General features: G+C 44.9%; 13 protein-coding genes and 1 pseudogene. 11 read left to right on the top strand and 3 right to left on the bottom strand.

Annotated features, from left to right (window positions below; all coding sequences use genetic code 11):
- Positions 1–165 precede the first annotated feature (165 nt).
- Complete coding sequence (locus AY633_RS07500; protein WP_068487703.1) at positions 166–882, top strand: GntR family transcriptional regulator; 717 nt, start codon at positions 166–168, stop codon at positions 880–882.
- Positions 883–933: 51 nt separating this feature from the next.
- On the opposite strand, the gene AY633_RS07495 is transcribed toward AY633_RS07500, so the two are convergent.
- Positions 934–2,481, bottom strand: a complete 1,548-nt coding sequence (locus tag AY633_RS07495) for an SLC13 family permease (RefSeq protein ID WP_260804535.1) — start codon at positions 2,479–2,481, stop codon at positions 934–936.
- Between the two features lie 403 nt (positions 2,482–2,884).
- On the opposite strand from AY633_RS07495, the gene AY633_RS07490 reads away from it, so the two are divergent.
- The 10 genes and pseudogenes from AY633_RS07490 to AY633_RS07450 all read left to right on the top strand — a co-directional run bounded on the left by AY633_RS07490 (position 2,885) and on the right by AY633_RS07450 (position 13,747).
- A complete protein-coding gene (locus tag AY633_RS07490; protein ID WP_171900915.1) occupies positions 2,885–3,982 on the top strand; it encodes a tartrate dehydrogenase in 1,098 nt (365 codons plus the stop codon).
- Positions 3,983–4,057: 75 nt separating this feature from the next.
- A complete protein-coding gene (locus AY633_RS07485; RefSeq protein WP_068487700.1) occupies positions 4,058–5,200 on the top strand; it encodes a glycerate kinase family protein in 1,143 nt (380 codons plus the stop codon).
- Between the two features lie 146 nt (positions 5,201–5,346).
- A complete protein-coding gene (locus AY633_RS07480) occupies positions 5,347–6,333 on the top strand; it encodes a YhdH/YhfP family quinone oxidoreductase (protein ID WP_068487699.1) in 987 nt (328 codons plus the stop codon).
- A 268-nt stretch (positions 6,334–6,601) separates the two neighbouring features.
- Entirely contained in the window at positions 6,602–7,213 is a 612-nt protein-coding gene (locus AY633_RS07475; RefSeq protein WP_068487698.1) for a TetR/AcrR family transcriptional regulator, read from the top strand.
- A gap of 26 nt (positions 7,214–7,239) precedes the next feature.
- Complete coding sequence (locus AY633_RS07470; RefSeq protein WP_068487697.1) at positions 7,240–9,555, top strand: MMPL family transporter; 2,316 nt, start codon at positions 7,240–7,242, stop codon at positions 9,553–9,555.
- 331 nt (positions 9,556–9,886) lie between these two features.
- Positions 9,887–10,609: pseudogene (locus tag AY633_RS16935) on the top strand (hypothetical protein); the annotation flags it as partial.
- 231 nt (positions 10,610–10,840) lie between these two features.
- Positions 10,841–11,125: a hypothetical protein gene (locus AY633_RS16865; RefSeq protein WP_141705908.1), complete on the top strand. Its 285-nt coding sequence runs from the start codon at positions 10,841–10,843 to the stop codon at positions 11,123–11,125.
- 185 nt (positions 11,126–11,310) lie between these two features.
- Entirely contained in the window at positions 11,311–11,856 is a 546-nt protein-coding gene (locus AY633_RS07460; protein ID WP_260804534.1) for a DUF4240 domain-containing protein, read from the top strand.
- Between the two features lie 203 nt (positions 11,857–12,059).
- The gene (locus AY633_RS07455) at positions 12,060–12,569 is read left to right on the top strand and encodes a GNAT family N-acetyltransferase (RefSeq protein WP_068487694.1); all 510 of its coding nucleotides are present in this window, start codon (positions 12,060–12,062) and stop codon (positions 12,567–12,569) included.
- A gap of 542 nt (positions 12,570–13,111) precedes the next feature.
- Positions 13,112–13,747, top strand: a complete 636-nt coding sequence (locus AY633_RS07450) for a DUF4181 domain-containing protein (RefSeq protein WP_068487693.1) — start codon at positions 13,112–13,114, stop codon at positions 13,745–13,747.
- Between the two features lie 488 nt (positions 13,748–14,235).
- Here the strand turns inward: AY633_RS07450 and AY633_RS07445 are convergent, their stop codons facing one another.
- Complete coding sequence (locus AY633_RS07445; protein WP_068487692.1) at positions 14,236–14,898, bottom strand: class I SAM-dependent methyltransferase; 663 nt, start codon at positions 14,896–14,898, stop codon at positions 14,236–14,238.
- A gap of 185 nt (positions 14,899–15,083) precedes the next feature.
- A complete protein-coding gene (lpdA, locus tag AY633_RS07440) occupies positions 15,084–16,502 on the bottom strand; it encodes a dihydrolipoyl dehydrogenase (protein WP_068487691.1) in 1,419 nt (472 codons plus the stop codon).
- Positions 16,503–16,654: the final 152 nt, after the last annotated feature.

Below are 16,654 nucleotides of genomic sequence, written 5' to 3'. Positions count from 1 at the left end.
ACTAATGCACTGGAATCGGGTGAATAGGAGCTTGTGGAGTGAGTAAAGAAGCAGTGAGAACAGGGCCGCCCAATATTGTAACCCAAAATTATTGTCGTTATAATTAACTGGAATTGCTTATGTTAAAATACTGTCAAAGACGAAATAGTTTGGAGTGGAGAAAATATGTATAGAGACGACGAACTTCAGCTATTTATCGGGAATTTACAAGGCATGGACGAGTACCGCTTGCCTCAGCGGGCGTACCATACCATTCGGTTGGCCATTCGTGATTTAATCCTTCCACCTGGGACTGCCCTTCTCGAACGCGAGATCAGCGAAGCCTTGCAAATGAGCCGTACACCTGTCAGGGAAGCCTTGGTGCGTTTAGAGATTGAAGGGGTTGTTCGCTTGGTCCCGCGTCGCGGGTTCATTGTAGAGCCTATTGAACAAGAAGATCTAAAAGAAGTGTATGAAATTATCACGACTTTGGATAGCCTAGCCATAGATATGGCAACGCAAAACGCTACAAAGCAAGAGCTAGACCAGTTAGAAGCCATTATCGAGGAACAGCAAGCAGCTCTTGCGCAAGAGGATTTGAAAAAATGGTCTTACCTGGATGATCTCTTTCATTCAAAAATCATTGAATATGCCCGCAACAAACGGTTAAAAACCGTAATTGATAGTTTTGCTGACCAGTCGTACCGGGCAAGATTGTTTACTATCAATGACCGCCCTCTTCCGATGCGTTCGATTGTCGAACATAAAGCGATCGTTTTTTGCATGCTTGCTAAAGATGGCAAAGCTGCAAGCATGCTAATTCAATCACATAGAAGACGAGCCCAAAAAGAAATACTTGAAGTGCTCGGGAAGATCAATCAATTGAAAGTGGATGGAAATTAAAAGACTGCCTTCTCTAATTTAGAGAGGCAGTCTTTTAATGTACCGATTGAGCTACATCAAGTGGCCAAAGATCAATGGGACATAGAAGTAAACGATGATGACTGTGAAAACGAGAGAGAACAAATTGAGCCAAACCCCCGTTAATGCCATGGTGCTCATTTTAATATAGCCGGTTCCGAAAACAATGGCATTCGGCGGAGCCGCAACCGGGAACATGTAAGCAAACGTGGCTCCCATATTGGCGGCAACCATCAATACAATCGGATCGGTTCCTAGTGTGGCAGCCGCAACTGCAACGATTGGATAGACCATCGTGGCGGTTGCTGTATTCGAAGTGAATTCAGTCATAACGGTAATTGTGCCAACGATCAAGGCGATCGTAAGAAACAGCGGGATATTGCCGAATCCAGTCAATTGTCCGCCAATCCATTGGTCAAGGCCAGATTCCATGATGCCGGCAGCTAAAGCAAGTCCTCCGCCGAACAGCCATAAAATACCCCAAGGCAGTTTAAGGATGGTGTCCCAGTCTAAAATGTTGCCGCCTTGATTTTTGGCAGGGATAGCAAAAAGAAGAATGCCGGCGAACAAAGCGATCAAGGTATCATCCAATCCAGGGATGAAGTTATTAAGGATAAAGCTGCGGGTAATCCAGGCAATACCCGTAAATGTGAAGATAGCCAATACCACTTTTTCTTCGTAGCTCATTTTTCCTAATCCGCTTAGTTCTTTCTTGACGATGTCTTTCCCGCCTGGAATGCTATTTAACTTCAGTGGAAAAGCAACTTTCGTCAAATAAAGCCAAATGATCGGAATCAACAAAGCTACTAAAGGCACCCCAAACATGAGCCAACGTGCAAATGAGATTTCTACATCATACAAAGTGCTGACGGTAGCAGCCAAAATAATATTGGCTGGTGCACCAACGAGCGAACCGAACCCACCGATGGTTGCTGCGTAGGCAGTTCCGAGCATTAAAGCTGTTCCGAAGGGGAACTTGCCAGGAGAGGTATCGATTTCACTGTTTTGTTTAAGGGAATCTGCCACATGTTTAGTGACGGCAAGGCTGATCGGCACCATCATCATAGTAGTAGCTGTATTGGAGATGAACATGGATAGAAACGCAGTTGCCACCATGAACCCGAGAATCAAGGTGCTTGGATTCGTACCGACAAATGAAATGATCGACAAAGCGATACGTTTGTGTAAATTCCACTTCTCCATTGATAGCGCTATCATAAAACTTCCGGCGAAAAGGAAAATTAATGGATCGCCATAGTTCGCAGACACTGCGCCCGTTTCCATCACGCCAAGAAGCGGGAACAATAATAATGGAAGCAAGGAAGTGATAGGGATCGGCATGGCCTCTGTGACCCACCAGGTGGCAATCCAAGCAACTACAGCCAAAACAGTCACAGCTGTAGCCGACATGTCATCGGGTGAGACGAATGTTTTGATCACTAAGAAAAGCGCGGGTCCGAGAAACAGTCCGATTAATTGTGGTTTTGTATAATTCGCTAATTTTTCAGTAGGTTTTTTGGAATCCATCTCTGTGCTGCGTTCTTTGTAATTTTCAGGAGTCGAACGAATAATAGTACTCATCGCTAAAACGTTAAGAGTTAACAATGCTTTGAGTAATGCCTTGGCTTGATCATCCCATGCCCACAGCTGAAACCAAAATCTTTTTACCGTTGCCATAAAAAATTCCCCTCTTTCTCCAGATAGATTTTAGTGATAACGCTTACAAAAAACAGGAGTCGATTACATTGCTTTGTCTCTTCTTGCTTAGCTAGAATTTTATAATTATGTATACGTTAAGTCAACATAAAATTTAAAAAATATTCTAAATTCTTTTATTTCCTCTTATTTAACTTGTTATTTAGTCTTAAAGGTTATTTTATTCAAAATATTTAAATTAATATTGACATCAATGTATACGTTAATATAGTATACACATTAATACCAATAAACCTGTCAGCAATGGCAGCCATAGGAGGAAATCATAATGAGCCAAACTAAAACATTCAGACTAGCGGTGATTCCGGGAGATGGGATCGGTAAAGAAGTAATCCGGGAAGGCATGAAAGTGTTAGAGCATTTAGCAGAAGAGTCTAATGGAAAGTTCGCTTTTGAAAGCGATTACTTTCCGTGGGGATGTGAATACTATCTGGAAAATGGCAAGATGATGGACGAAGACGGCGTAGAGAAAATCAGAAACCACGATGCGATTTATTTCGGGGCAGTCGGATTCCCTGGAGTTCCTGACCATATTAGCCTATGGGGTTTACGTCTAGCTATTTGCCAAGGATTCGATCAGTGGGCAAACATACGCCCTGTGGAATTCTTGCCTGGAGTACCTAGAAGATTGAATCACCCTGATGTCGACAATTTAAACTGGGTGTTGGTTCGGGAAAACTCTGAAGGAGAATATTCGGGAGTTGGCGGCCGAAATTTTGCCGGGCGCGGAACTGGCAATGAAGTAGCGGTTCAATCGTCTTTGTTCACCGAAAAAGGGTGTGAACGGATTATCCGATTTGCATTTGACTTGGCGCGGACTCGTGATCGAAAGAAAGTGACGAGCGTTACTAAGAGCAATGCCCAACAATATGGCATGGTACTATGGGATGAAGTATTTGCGCGCGTTAGCAAAGATTACCCGGATGTCGAAACAGATCAATGGTTAGTCGATGCCATGGCAGCTCAGTTTGTACTTCATCCAGAAGAGTTGGAAGTCGTCGTCGCCTCTAATTTGTTTGCAGATATCTTATCCGATTTAGGCAGCGCCCTTGCCGGCAGTCTTGGAATCGCAGCTAGCGCAAACTTGAATCCGGAAAGAAAAACACCGAGCATGTTTGAGTCTGTACACGGATCTGCACCGGATATCGCTGGAAAAGGCGTAGCGAATCCGATTGGCACTATTGGCAGCGCAGCGTTGATGCTTGATCACCTGGGGCTGACGGAAGAAGCGGCCCGCTTGAATCGTGCCATCGAAGAAACGACAAGACAAGGAGTTTTGACCCGTGACTTGGGCGGTTCTGCTGATACGGTTGATGTCACAGATGCCATCATCAAGAACTTAGCTAAAGTAGAATTGAAAGCCTAAACTCAGTAAAACCTGTCGTAATCGATAACATTCGATTGCGACTTTTTTTCTAATTCTAAAGAGGTGGGTGTGAAAATGAAAGTATTGATTGCAATGGATTCATTTAAAGGAAGTTTATCCTCAAAACAAGGAAGCGAAGCGATAGCGGCGGGCATTAAAGAAGTTTATCCATCGGCTGATACAAAAATGTTGCCACTGGCTGATGGAGGAGAAGGAACGGTTGAAGCTCTGGTTGAAGCAACCAAAGGAACCTTGTTCACGGTTCCGGTAATTGGGCCGCTGCAAGAAAAAATCGAAGCTACATATGGGGTTTTAGGCGATCACCGGACAGTGGTCATCGAAGTGGCTGCAGCATGTGGTCTTCCCCTTATCCGGGAAGAGCAGCGCAATCCTTTAATCGCCACAACATTTGGCGTAGGAGAATTGATCAATGACGCAATCGAAAGAGGCTACCGGGATTTCATCATTGGGCTAGGGGGAAGCGCCACGAACGATGGGGGAGTGGGAATGCTTCAGGCGCTAGGGTTCCAGTTTCAGGATCGCCATGGAAAAGAAATAGAATTGGGCGGGCAGTCGTTGAAGGATATTCGCCGTATTGATGCAGAAAACGTATCTCCAGCGCTAAGTGAGGCGCAATTTAACGTTGCATGTGATGTGACCAACCCACTCTATGGAGAAACGGGGGCGGCGTATATATTTGGCCCGCAAAAAGGCGCCACACCGGAGATGGTAGAGGAACTTGACCAAGGGCTTCGCAATTTTGCGCGCATCGCATCGGAAGACTTAGGCAAAGATATTCAAAATCCACCAGGGGCTGGAGCTGCAGGAGGGCTAGGAGCTGCCTTTATCGGATTTTTGCAAGGCGAATTGAAAAGCGGCATAGAATTGATCCTTGAGAGTGTGAAAATGGAAGAACAAATCAAAGGTGTGGACATCGTTGTGACAGGAGAAGGCAAGCTAGACGGCCAAACTTCCATGGGCAAGACTGCGTCGGGGGTTGCTCAATTGGCTAAAAAAATGGGTGTACCTGCCATTGCATTAGCTGGTAGTATTACAGAAGAAGCTGCTGATTTAAATGAAATCGGAATTACTTCATACTTTTCCATTTTGACAAAGCCAATGACGTTAAACGAAGCGATAGATCCTGATACTGCAAGACAAAATTTGCAAGTAACGACAGCTCAACTATTTCGATTGATCAAGGCATTCAAGCAATAAGAGCAGCTTCAAAAACAATTCCGGCTATGTTCAAAAGGAAAGGCAGAAGCGATTTCTTCTATAATGACTAAGGCTCGCAAGTTTTGTGTGAAATTAGTTTTGCCACAGAACCATTCCGGGAACACAGTACTAAAGGAGGAATTTGGATGGATTCATTTAAAGCAATTGTCGTAAAAGAGCAGGGAGAAGAAGTGGTCTTCGGCGTAGAACAAGCCGGCGAAGAGCAATTGTCAAAAGGTGACGTTCTCGTCAAAGTCGCCTATTCGTCAATCAACTACAAAGACATGCTCGCAGTGCAGAAAAATGCAGGCGTCATCCGCAACTATCCGATGATCCCGGGCATCGATTTCAGCGGAACGATCGTACATACAGGGGATGAGCGCTTTCACGAAGGACAGGAAGTGATTGTCACCGGTTTTGAAATGGGGATGAGCCATACCGGTGGGTTCTCGGAATATGCACGCGTTCCCGCTGAATGGATCGTTCCATTGCCAAATGGATTGAGCTTGAAAGATGCCATGATATTCGGCACGGCCGGGTTTACAGCGGCATTGTCCATCCAGGCACTTGAGCAAAACGGCATGAATCCTGACAACAATCCGCAATTATTGGTGACAGGGGCTACAGGCGGGGTCGGCAGTGTCGCGTTGCAGATCCTGTCGAAAATTGGCTACACGAATATCACCGCATTGGTGCGTAAAGAACATCAAGTAGAAGTGGCGAAATCGCTCGGAGCGACACAAACCATTTTCCCGGATGACCTGGGCGAACTGAAAAAGCCATTGAATAAGCCGAAATTCGACTATGTCCTGGACACTGTCGGCGGAGATGTGGCGTCGGTCCTCATCCCGCAAATTTCTTACGGCGGCAGCATGAGCATGTGCGGCAACGCAGCCGGCCTTCAAATATCAGCGACGGTCCTGCCGTTCATCCTAAGAGGCGTTAATCTCCTCGGCATCGATTCGGTCAATGTGCCAATCGAAAAACGTGGAGCTATTTGGGACAAGATGGCGACGGACTGGAATATCACCCAAACGACCTTGACCGATGAAGTGTCGCTTGAAGAAGTACCGGAAACAATCGAAGCCATCAAGAACGGGCAGCATCTAGGAAGAACCATCGTTAAGTGTTAAGTAGAAGTTAAGTGTAATGGATAAAACTATCTAATAGGTTTCATGCGACAGAAAAGAACGTTCGGAAAGTGGTTAGCTACGCTTTCGAACGTTCTTTTTTGTGTCTGCGATTTTTGATTTCTGGGCGAGAAACGATTTGCTTAAATTATGGCTAACGATAACTTATTTTCATAATCACTTACGAAGGAGAAATTTGCACATTGGGAAAACTTGCTCTTTGTGCAAGTTTTGTGGTATAACATGTAAGAATTAAAAATGAGGTGATGTAATGACTGACAGCGGTTTACGGGATCAGAAAAAAATAGCGACGCGCCAAGCTTTGGCTGAAGCCGCGTTTAACTTGGCGGTGGAACGGGGTGTGGATGGGTTTGTCGTGGAAGATATCGTCCAGACGGCGGGCTATTCGCGCAGAACATTCGCCAATTACTTCTCATGCAAGGAAGAAGCAATCGCCAATGCCCTGACGATGAATGATTATTTAGAACGGGACGGTCAATCGGCCTTTTCCACGGAACACTACACGCCTTTAGATACCATCGAATTGTATATCCGTGGTAGTTTCACGATCAATAAACTAAGGCGTCTCAACCAGCTCATTTCGCTGTCGCGTAACTACCCGGCGCTCAAGCTATATGTAACCGGCGCGTTGATGGAAGTGCAGGACTTTGCAAAACGCGGCATCAGCGAAGAATTCGGCAGCGATTATCCGGAAGAGTATTACCACATCCTGATTGGCGCGGTATTCGGCGCGATTTTGCCGGTTCTCGACGAAAGCATCGCCGTAAAATTACCCGAAGGCGGAGAACAAGTCGAAGTAGATACCGAGTTCAATCAATATATCGATGTTGTCTTTGCACATTTGCGAAAAGGCTTTAACTAATACAAATAGAGAATGGAGTTGCACACGTGTCGAGATTTTTTTATCGTATCGGAAAAACAGCCTATAGCAAGCCATGGATTTTCATTGCCAGCTGGCTTCTCATATTGGGAATCATCATTACCGCCATCGTCACGAATGGCGTGAATACAAGCAGTGAAACAAGAATTGACGGAACCGCCGCACAAGACGTGCTAGATGAGTTGGCGGAAGAATACCCGGCAGCATCCGGCGGACAAGGCAGTTACCTGTTCGAAGTGCCCGAAGGAGAAGCCGTTGACGATCCGGCAAATGCCCAAGCTTTAGCTATGGCAGCAAACGAAGTGTACGGGTTGGATCATGTCGTCAATCCAATGGACATGCTGCAGGACGAGGAAGCAATCGCTCAAATGCAGGCAATGCAAGAGATGATGAGCCAGCTTCCGACGCCTGAAGTCAACCACCGGCCTTTCATTGTCCAGGATATGCCAGTCCCAGGCATCCAGATTTCAGAAGACGGCACGGTCGCATTATTCCAGTTCCAACTGACCAAAACGGCGGAAGACTTGAGTGAAGCGGAGCGCGAAGAACTCGCGGACGCTGCGAATATCGCTCAAGACAATTCTTCCATTACGGTCATTCCGACGGGCGCGCTGCAAGGTGTCGATATTCCAATCGGCGGTACGCATGAAATTATTGGGCTCGCGATCGCAGCGGTCATCTTGGTTGTGACACTCGGTTCACTCATCGCTGCAGGCTTGCCGCTGGTCGTGGCATTGATCGGCGTCGGTGTGGGCGTCGGCGGGACATTCGCCTTATCGAGCATGTTCGAAATCAACAGTCTGACACCGGTTCTCGCCTTGATGATCGGTCTCGCAGTCGGCATCGACTATGCCCTATTTATCGTCAACAGACAGCGCAAACTGATCACGGAACAAGGATTACCTGCTAAGGAAGCGGCTGCCCGTGCAATCGGTACGGCAGGCAGCGCCGTATTTTTTGCCGGCTTGACGGTCATCATCGCACTCAGCGGCTTGCTGGTCATCGGCATTTCGTTCCTCAGCAGCATGGCGCTTGTCGCGGCGTTGACCGTGTTGATCGATGTACTGGTCGCGCTCACGCTGCTCCCGGCATTGCTCGGCTTGATCGGCGAACGGATTGTTTCGGCTAAAGCAAGAAACAAGAAACTCGCGGGCAAAGGTTCCAAACAAGGCTTTGCCGGAGCGTGGATCACCGGCTTATTGAAAATGAAATGGGCAGCCATTCTTCTGGTCATCGTGATTCTTGGCACCCTCGCAGTGCCGGTCGCGCAGATGAACCTCGGCATGCCTTCTGGTGAAAGTGCCAATAAAGACACCGCTGTCAGACAAAGTTATGACGTTATTTCCGACAGCTTTGGCGAAGGCTTCAATGGCCCGCTGCTCGTCGTGGTAAAAGACCAAGACGCAGCTGCGGTGAATCCACAAGAATATTTCCAGCTGCTCAGCAATATCTCACAGCTGGACGGCGTAGCGGAAGTATCTCCAGGCGGGTTCAATGGAGATGGCACCATCGCCATTATCAGCATCATCCCGGAAAATGGGCCGACCGATGAAGCGACAAAACAATTGGTGGAAAGTTTGCGGACAGATGCCGCAGCTACTGAGAACACCAACACGGAAATTGGTGTGACCGGCTTAACGGCGATCAATATCGACATTTCGGAAAAACTCGCTGAAGTATTCCCAATCTACATCGCTATTATTGTCGTGCTGTCACTGCTTATTTTGCTAGTCGTCTTCCGTTCGATCCTTATTCCGATCAAAGCAACGGCCGGTTTCCTATTGAGCATCATGGCCACATTCGGCGCGACAACGGCCGTCTTCCAGTGGGGCTGGCTCGGATCGCTATTCGGAATCGACACCGGCGGGCCATTGCTGAGCTTTATCCCGATCATGGTGACCGGCATTCTTTACGGACTCGCCATGGATTACCAAGTATTCCTCGTGTCGTCGATGCGCGAATCCTATATCCACGGTGAAAAAGGAGATGGAGCCATCGTCAGCGGCTACAAGACGGCCAGTAAAGTGGTCGTTGCCGCCGCATTAATCATGGTCTCGGTATTCTCTGGCTTCATTTTCACGGATGACATCATGATCAAGCAAATCGGTTTTGCCTTAGCGTTCGGGATCCTTGTCGATGCCTTCCTCATCCGCATGATCTTCGTGCCAGCTGTCATGTCGCTGTTCGGCGACAAGATCTGGTGGCTGCCAAAATGGCTCGACAAGATTCTCCCGGATTTGGATATTGAAGGCGAAAAACTGCTTCATGAATTGAATGAAAAAGATAAAGCAACACGCACGAATACCGGAGAAAACTCCATCTAAAGATAGCTAAAACTGCCGGGAAGCTTCCCGGCAGTTTTTCTTTGGTTAAATAATTTTTGAGGATGGCTCGTCGGTGAAAGAGAAGCAGAGGGTAATCGAAAAACGTTCGTAAAAGTGTGTGAGAATTAGTGAACGTTCGTAAAGTTATTTTGTGCATTTACGAACGCTACTTTTGTTGATGTTCAGTCCATTTCGGAGTGTTCGCGAAAGTGTACTTTTACGAACGCTTTTATTTCCAGGATTATCTAGCTATTATATTTAGTTCTAAGTATATTTAACGTAAGAGTTTCGATTCTGATAATAAGAGAGAAAAGATAACTAAGGAGGACTTATGGAAAAAAGTAAACTTCGCATCAGAAACGACGAGGATGGAGAAACCGTATATATCGATAGTGAAAATGTACAAGAATCCGTCCAGTATATTCAGGAACACCAAATCAAAAGTGTAGATATTACCTACGACTATAAGGAATCACAAATCGATTTCTTAAGCGAATGTCCAACCGTCGAATATATATCGCTTGAAGGGTCGAGTATCAAAGATATAAATGGAATTTACCATTTGAAGATACTTAAAACTTTGGTAATCAATGATACTTCCCGTTCCCTGGCAGTCGATTTCAGCCAGTTGACCTCATTAGAAAGGATTATTGGCACACTGCCGGCCAAAGTGATAGGAATCGGCAGCCTCACCAACTTGAAGGAACTACAAATCTGGGGCTATAAGCCAAAAGGGAAAAACCTGAAAAAATTTACCGAGTTGAAAGCCCTTGTAGATCTCGAGCTCATCAATGCTAATATCACTTCCCTAGAGGGAATTCAAGGATTGGAGAATTTAGAGAGCCTAGGCTTATTTAGAATGAGAGCCCTGGCTGATATCGAAGCGATCCAGCATCTTTCGAAAAATTTGACTTCTCTCCAAATAGAGGGTGCAAAAAATGTACAGGACTTCTCATCGATCAGAAGAGTTCAATCACTCAAATATTTAACTTTAAATAATTGTGGAATGATTCCATCCATTCGATTCATTAGGCAACTGCCTCATTTGAAAGGCATACAGTTTTGGGATTCTACGATAGTAGATGGAGATGTCTCACCTTGCATTGAATTGGAATATATCCACTTTACGAATAAGAAACATTATTCCCATCGGCTGATAGAAGGTCCTCGAGTCAATGACCGACCTACCTTTATCGCAAGATCCATTCCGGCAAACACGGAATCGGTTTCGCAAAACGCCAATCTGTCAGAGGATTCTTTGCCTACTGAAGAGTGGCGAATAAGGATGGACGACGGAGATGATCAGTTTACCGAAGAAAATCTAGCGGCAACCGAAACCGTACTCCAAGGTTATAAAGATAGACTGTCCCACCTTCAAGAGCCATCTGAAAAGAAAATCGTTCAGGAAGTGAAGGAAGTGGTTCTCCGTTTAAATGCGCTCAATGAGGAGTATGACTTTTTCATTGAGACGCTGGAGCGTGAGGAACTTCACGATTTCATTATGGAAAAAGCGCAGCAAGTCGGGTTGAAGACAGAGGAAGACATTATCGAAGAATGGCGTGAATGGTAGGGGAATTTCACAAGGTATTTATGGGTAGGATCTGGAACGAACAAAAGGCGCTAATTTAGGAGAATTGAATGTAACTTAAGTGCAGTTAAGTTACATTCACATCATCAATTTTAGCCTGTTAAAAAATTCGAAAACATCGGTATTTACTTGCCAATTTTTGGTGGTATTCTATTACTAGTCTTAAAATGTTAATTTTATTAAAAGACACTGACAAAGCATTCCTGGAGAATGAAATCAAGCTAAGAGGTGTATTTATGTTCAAAAAGAGCACTAACGCTGGTATGGACGAGAATGAATTCTGGAACATAGTCAACATGTTTCAGTGGAAACATGCAGGTTATGACGAAAAAATTCTAAAAAAGGCAATCAAATATTTATCTGCAAAATCTAATGAAGATATAAATGAATTCGAGGATATTTTATCAAAACTGCTATATGATTTAGATGGAAAAATATATGCGGAAAATATCGGGGAAGACTCGTATGTAGACGGTGATACTTATTTCTCCCCAGATGAATTTTTATATGCACGCTGTGTAGTAGTAGCGAACGGCAAAGACTATTACTATGAAGTTTTAAATGATCCAAATTCCATGCCAAAGGATATGGAATTTGAAGCGATTCTTTACGTTGCTAGTGAAGCATTCGAGATGAAAAATGACGCAGAATACGAATATTCACCAAAATTTGATTACGAAACGTATAGCAATGAAAGTAAATGGGGAAATTAGTTGATTAGCAGTAAAATTATGATATACCAGATTTTTTTAGAAACACTTTTGGGAAATAACGGCTTTCAATCATTAAAAGCATAAGAACTCAATCAATCAGTTTATAGGACTGATCGATTGAGTTCTTTATGCTTTCGAATGTAACTTAATGTGAATTAAGTTACATTCGAGTACGGCAATCTATAGGTGAAAGGAGACTAAAAATGAATATTAGAAAAGCCACTTTTTCCGATGCAAGGGGAATAGCTCAGGTTCATGTAGATAGTTGGATTACCACATATCGTGGCATTGTTCCGGATGAATATTTAAACCAGCTGACATACGACGCTAGAGAAAAGTTATGGAAAAATAATCTTGAAAACTGCGATGTTTTTGTAGCTGAAGATGAAAAAGGGAAGATTATCGGTTTCGCCGATAATGGCAAAGAAAGAACAGGGGAATATAAAAAGCTGGAAGGCGAAGTATATTCAATTTATATCTTGAAAGATTATCAATCGCATGGCGTAGGAAGATTACTTTTGAAAGAAGCAGTTAATGATCTGCTGAATAAAGGCATCAATTCCATGCTCATCTGGGTTTTAAAAGATAATCGTTCGTGTGGTTTTTATGAAAAGATGGGCGGTAAGGTCGTCGATAGTAAATCCCTAGAAATCTACGGCAAACGTTTAATCGAAGTCGCATATGGATGGGAAGACATCGGTATAATAAAATGAGTCCTCGCTAAACCTTTTAAGAGTTCTGAATGTAACTTAATGCTAATTAAGTTACATTCAACACCTTTATTTCACCGATCTTCGAAGAGCGAGAGATAAGAATGGATTTGCTAGAAAAAATGATACATTCAAAAGGCTATTCTGTATGGATATAAATTCGCGCTTTTGAAAGAATATAAGTTTACATATCGCAAAGTTATCAGAAGGGAAGGAACCTATTTAAGGTTTCTTCCCTTGTTACTTGGAGAAGTGTACTTGTACGAACGGCCATATTCTGTGGAGGTTTGTTGCAGGTTTTTAAGTGGCGGATATTAATATGAACTGATGGTTTTACAACCGTTTGAAGGGAAAGCTAGATATGATAAAAAATAACTAAAAATAAAATTCCGAATGTTATGTAAATGGTAAGATGGTGTATAGGAAGCAAAAATTTTTCCCTGCTTCTATCCAGTGCAAGAACAAGGAAGCACTCCCATTCTATTTTCAATATAAGGAGTTCTTTTTGATCATTCAGCAAAAGTAAGTGGAGGGAGGTTCACAATATGTGGTTTAAGATCTTACTGTTCCTATTCATTGTGTACGCAGTGAACGCCATCATTAAATTCACTCTCAAGAAGTGGCTGAACGTCGAGCCGCGGAAGAAGATGTTCTTTTCGAATAATTATGTAAATGAAACTCACTTGAAAGTGGACTGGTTTGTACGGGGGATTTTGCTGATTGCAGGGCTGGCAGCGTCTTTTTATGTCATTGTCGAAGAGAATTCAATTGTATACATGCTCGTCTATCTCATTGTATTTATCATTCTGACTTATGCAGTGGAGGCGTACTTTGAGTGGAAAGCTTCCAAGCACCCGAAGCAATCCCTTTTTACGTTGAGCGAAATGTTTGTCTGGCTCGTTGCGGTTGCCTTACTGATCCAGTCAAGTTCATTCTTTTTAGGAATCATTGAGGGTGTCGTGACTGAAAAAGCGGAAGCAAGTTTTACTGTGGAAACGGTGTCAACTGGCTTTTGGGGCGATTCATCTATTGAGGAAGTGCATTTGACGGATGCCACGGTTTTCAAGGGGAAAGTGGAGACGTATGAAGAATTGAAGGAAGGAGATTTGGTGCGTGTGATGCCGTTCGATCTGCCAGCTGACTTTTCGTATTCTCTTGCTGCGGAAGTGACGGTGGAATGACAAGGGAAGCACAAACCGCATGGCAAGCTGAAGCAATAGGTAGTCGAATTCTCCACTAAGTTGGCGATACTGTCCAGAACCAGAAAAATTCATGGTTTTTGCTTATTTACAGCCTTTTCATTATTATCGTGGTATTAAAGGACTGGAACAACACTGAATAATTGAAAAGGCTTAGAAAAAACTGACTGCGTAACCAATATTATATCAAGTATTTATTCCCGAAATTTGCAAGAGTTCATCTAAACGGTACTAGGTTTACATATCATGAATTTATCGGAAGCTGGGTAAATAGCAGGGGGAGAGAAGATGCGCTTTGATTAGCCTTTGCTCTCCCTCTTTGTCTATAAAAGTGAGCTTTTACGACCGGCTTTCTAGTATCCTTTTTAAGCTTTATTCAACAAAACTACAAGGTGATTTTAAGGGAAATACATATCTATAGAAGATGTTTATACGGTAGGTGAAAGAAGGTAGCTGAATATCAAAAAAATTTATGGCTTAAAAGCCCTGTATGCTCGTAACGTTCCAACGATGGTTGAGAACTTCCCTGTCTCCTCAATTGCAGCGAATCCGGTTTCTTTCAAGAGATTCGGAATTATGCCTTTGACATGTGGTGAAGTGGTTTCAAATCCGTCCAGGAATTGGACAGGGAGGAAGGCCACACGCATCAAGCCATTTTGTGGATTATCGAAATCGAGGATATGAAACTGGCCGCCTGACTTGAGTGTCCGGTGAACTTCCTCAAATGTTTCCTTCTTCTTCTCCAACGACAAATGATGAATAAATAAACTGGTAAAGACATGATGGAACAGATGATTAGAAAAAGGGAGCCGATCAGAAAATCCTTCCTCGAATCGGATATGATCGACTTGATTTTCTTTTCTCTTCTTTTTTGCGATGGCTAATATTTCGGGGTCAGCATCGACCCCAATCACATGCACTCCGGCTTGTGAATGTTGAAGAAAAAGAGCGAGTGTCCCTGTGCCGCAAGCCAGATCCATCACCACTTCATCAGGTTGGAGAGCTGCTTGGTGGACCAGGTGCATTTTTAACTTTTTTTCCTGCATTCCCCACTGAATTAACGGGTCATAGAATCGGGTCATCCAATGGTATTTGAGTGCCGGTATATACGCTTTAGTCTTATTTGCCTTCATGAAGTTCGCGTCCTTTCCATATAAGTGGATTTTTTGTCATGAGTAACTCTTTTGCGAGAAAAATGAAGGAATTGACCATCTAACTTATTAATCATCGCTTTAGCAAACCGCATATACATAAATGTAAAAAATCCGGCCTGCGCTTATGAATGTGCAGGCCGGTCTCGATGTGTGTTTGCTATAAATTATTTTTTGTTCAGCATATGGATTGGGTGGCCCATGATGCCTTCCGCAGCTTCCATCAGGGGCTCGGGAAGCGTAGGGTGGGCATGAATCGTCAGGCTGAGGTCTTCAGCAGTCGCCCCGGTCTCAATGGCAAAGACGGCCTCGGCAATGAGCGATGAGACTTCCGGTCCAACCATCTGGACGCCCAAGACCCGTTTCGTTTCCTGTTCGGCCACAATCTGTACGAAGCCGTCGGCATCGGAAACCGATAAGGCGCGGCCATTGGCTTGGAACGGAAAACGACTGGAAATCGTGTTGTAGCCCTGCTCTTTTGCCGCTTTTTCGGTCAATCCGGTATACGCGACTTCGGGGTCGCTGAAAATGACAAACGGCATCGCTTGGAAATCAATCACGCTTTTTTGTCCGCTGGCCACCTCGGCCGCAATCTTGCCTTCATAGCTGGCTTTGTGAGCCAGGAGGTCACCGCCTGCGCAGTCCCCGATTGCATAGACATGGTCAACGTTGGTTTGGCATTGCTTGTTGATTTGGATAAACCCGCGCGAATCAAGTTCAACGCCGATATTTTCCAAGCCGATCGTTCGGGTGTTCGGTTTTCTCCCAATGGAAACCAGGCAGTAATCCCCGGTCATGACTTCGTCCTTGCCATTCACCTGGAACCGGACATTGACTTCTTCCCCTGTATTTTCCCCGCCTTGCACGAGGGCGTTGGTGATGACCGTGACGCCAAGGTCTTTTAAATGGCGTTTGACGACGTTCGTCAGCATTGGATCGGTCCCGGGAAGAATGGTATCCGATCCCTCCAGGATGGTCACGTTGGCCCCGAACTTGGCGTAAGCCGTTCCCAACTCCAACCCGATATACCCGCCGCCAACCACCACGAGGTGGTTCGGCACTTCCTGGAGCGTCAAGGCCTCCGTTGACGAGAGAATCCGTTTTTGGTCGAATGGCAAACTTTTCAGTTCGGTCGGCAACGAACCGATGGCCAGGATCAGATCCTGGTAGGCATAAAGCTGTTCTCCGTCAGCGGTTTTGACCCTTGCCGTATGGGCTTCCGTCAGATAAGCTTCCCCGCTGATCACTTCCACACCATTGCCTTTCAGCAGCGTCTGGACCCCGCTCGTGAGTTTGTTCACGATGCCGTCCTTCCATTTCACCACTTCCGGCATATCCACGACCACGTCACCTGAAACCTTGATGCCCATGGACCCGGCATGCTGGATGTGTTTCACTCGTTCCGAGGCACTGATCAGCGCCTTGGAAGGGATGCAGCCGCGGTTCAGGCAAACGCCTCCCAATTCGGCCTTATCCACCAGTACCACTTTTCTCCCCAACTGCGCAGCCCGAATGGCCGCGACATAGCCGCCCGATCCGGCTCCGATCACCAATAAGTCCAGTTCCTTTTTTGCTTCATTCGTCATGTTTGCTTCCTCCTTCGGCATTTGAATATTCGAAAACCGTGATTTCCACTCACATTTATTTCAAAAGAGGCGAACCGATACTAGCAAAGGGTACCTCTCCTAAAATCCATACCCTATATCTTGAGAATTAGTAAGAGAATGCTTCAGATTCG

The sequence above is a fragment of the Planococcus maritimus genome (assembly GCF_001592825.1).
Classification (GTDB): domain Bacteria; phylum Bacillota; class Bacilli; order Bacillales_A; family Planococcaceae; genus Planococcus; species Planococcus maritimus_C.
Note: the sequence above shows the minus strand (reverse complement) of the source record. Positions and strands in the feature narration are given on the sequence as shown.

Bases quoted from the DNA above. Each gene is read 5' to 3' on its own strand.
- AY633_RS07500 (WP_068487703.1), top strand. From the start codon at position 166: ATGTATAGAGACGACGAACTTCAGCTATTTATCGGGAATTTACAAGGC.
- AY633_RS07460 (WP_260804534.1), top strand. From the start codon at position 11,311: ATGTTAATTTTATTAAAAGACACTGACAAAGCATTCCTGGAGAATGAA.
- AY633_RS07475 (WP_068487698.1), top strand. From the start codon at position 6,602: ATGACTGACAGCGGTTTACGGGATCAGAAAAAAATAGCGACGCGCCAA.
- AY633_RS07450 (WP_068487693.1), top strand. From the start codon at position 13,112: ATGTGGTTTAAGATCTTACTGTTCCTATTCATTGTGTACGCAGTGAAC.
- AY633_RS07480 (WP_068487699.1), top strand. From the start codon at position 5,347: ATGGATTCATTTAAAGCAATTGTCGTAAAAGAGCAGGGAGAAGAAGTG.
- AY633_RS07495 (WP_260804535.1), bottom strand. From the start codon at position 2,481: ATGAGTACTATTATTCGTTCGACTCCTGAAAATTACAAAGAACGCAGC.
- AY633_RS07490 (WP_171900915.1), top strand. From the start codon at position 2,885: ATGAGCCAAACTAAAACATTCAGACTAGCGGTGATTCCGGGAGATGGG.
- AY633_RS07485 (WP_068487700.1), top strand. From the start codon at position 4,058: ATGAAAGTATTGATTGCAATGGATTCATTTAAAGGAAGTTTATCCTCA.
- AY633_RS07445 (WP_068487692.1), bottom strand. From the start codon at position 14,898: ATGAAGGCAAATAAGACTAAAGCGTATATACCGGCACTCAAATACCAT.
- AY633_RS16865 (WP_141705908.1), top strand. From the start codon at position 10,841: ATGGACGACGGAGATGATCAGTTTACCGAAGAAAATCTAGCGGCAACC.
- lpdA (WP_068487691.1), bottom strand. From the start codon at position 16,502: ATGACGAATGAAGCAAAAAAGGAACTGGACTTATTGGTGATCGGAGCC.
- AY633_RS07455 (WP_068487694.1), top strand. From the start codon at position 12,060: ATGAATATTAGAAAAGCCACTTTTTCCGATGCAAGGGGAATAGCTCAG.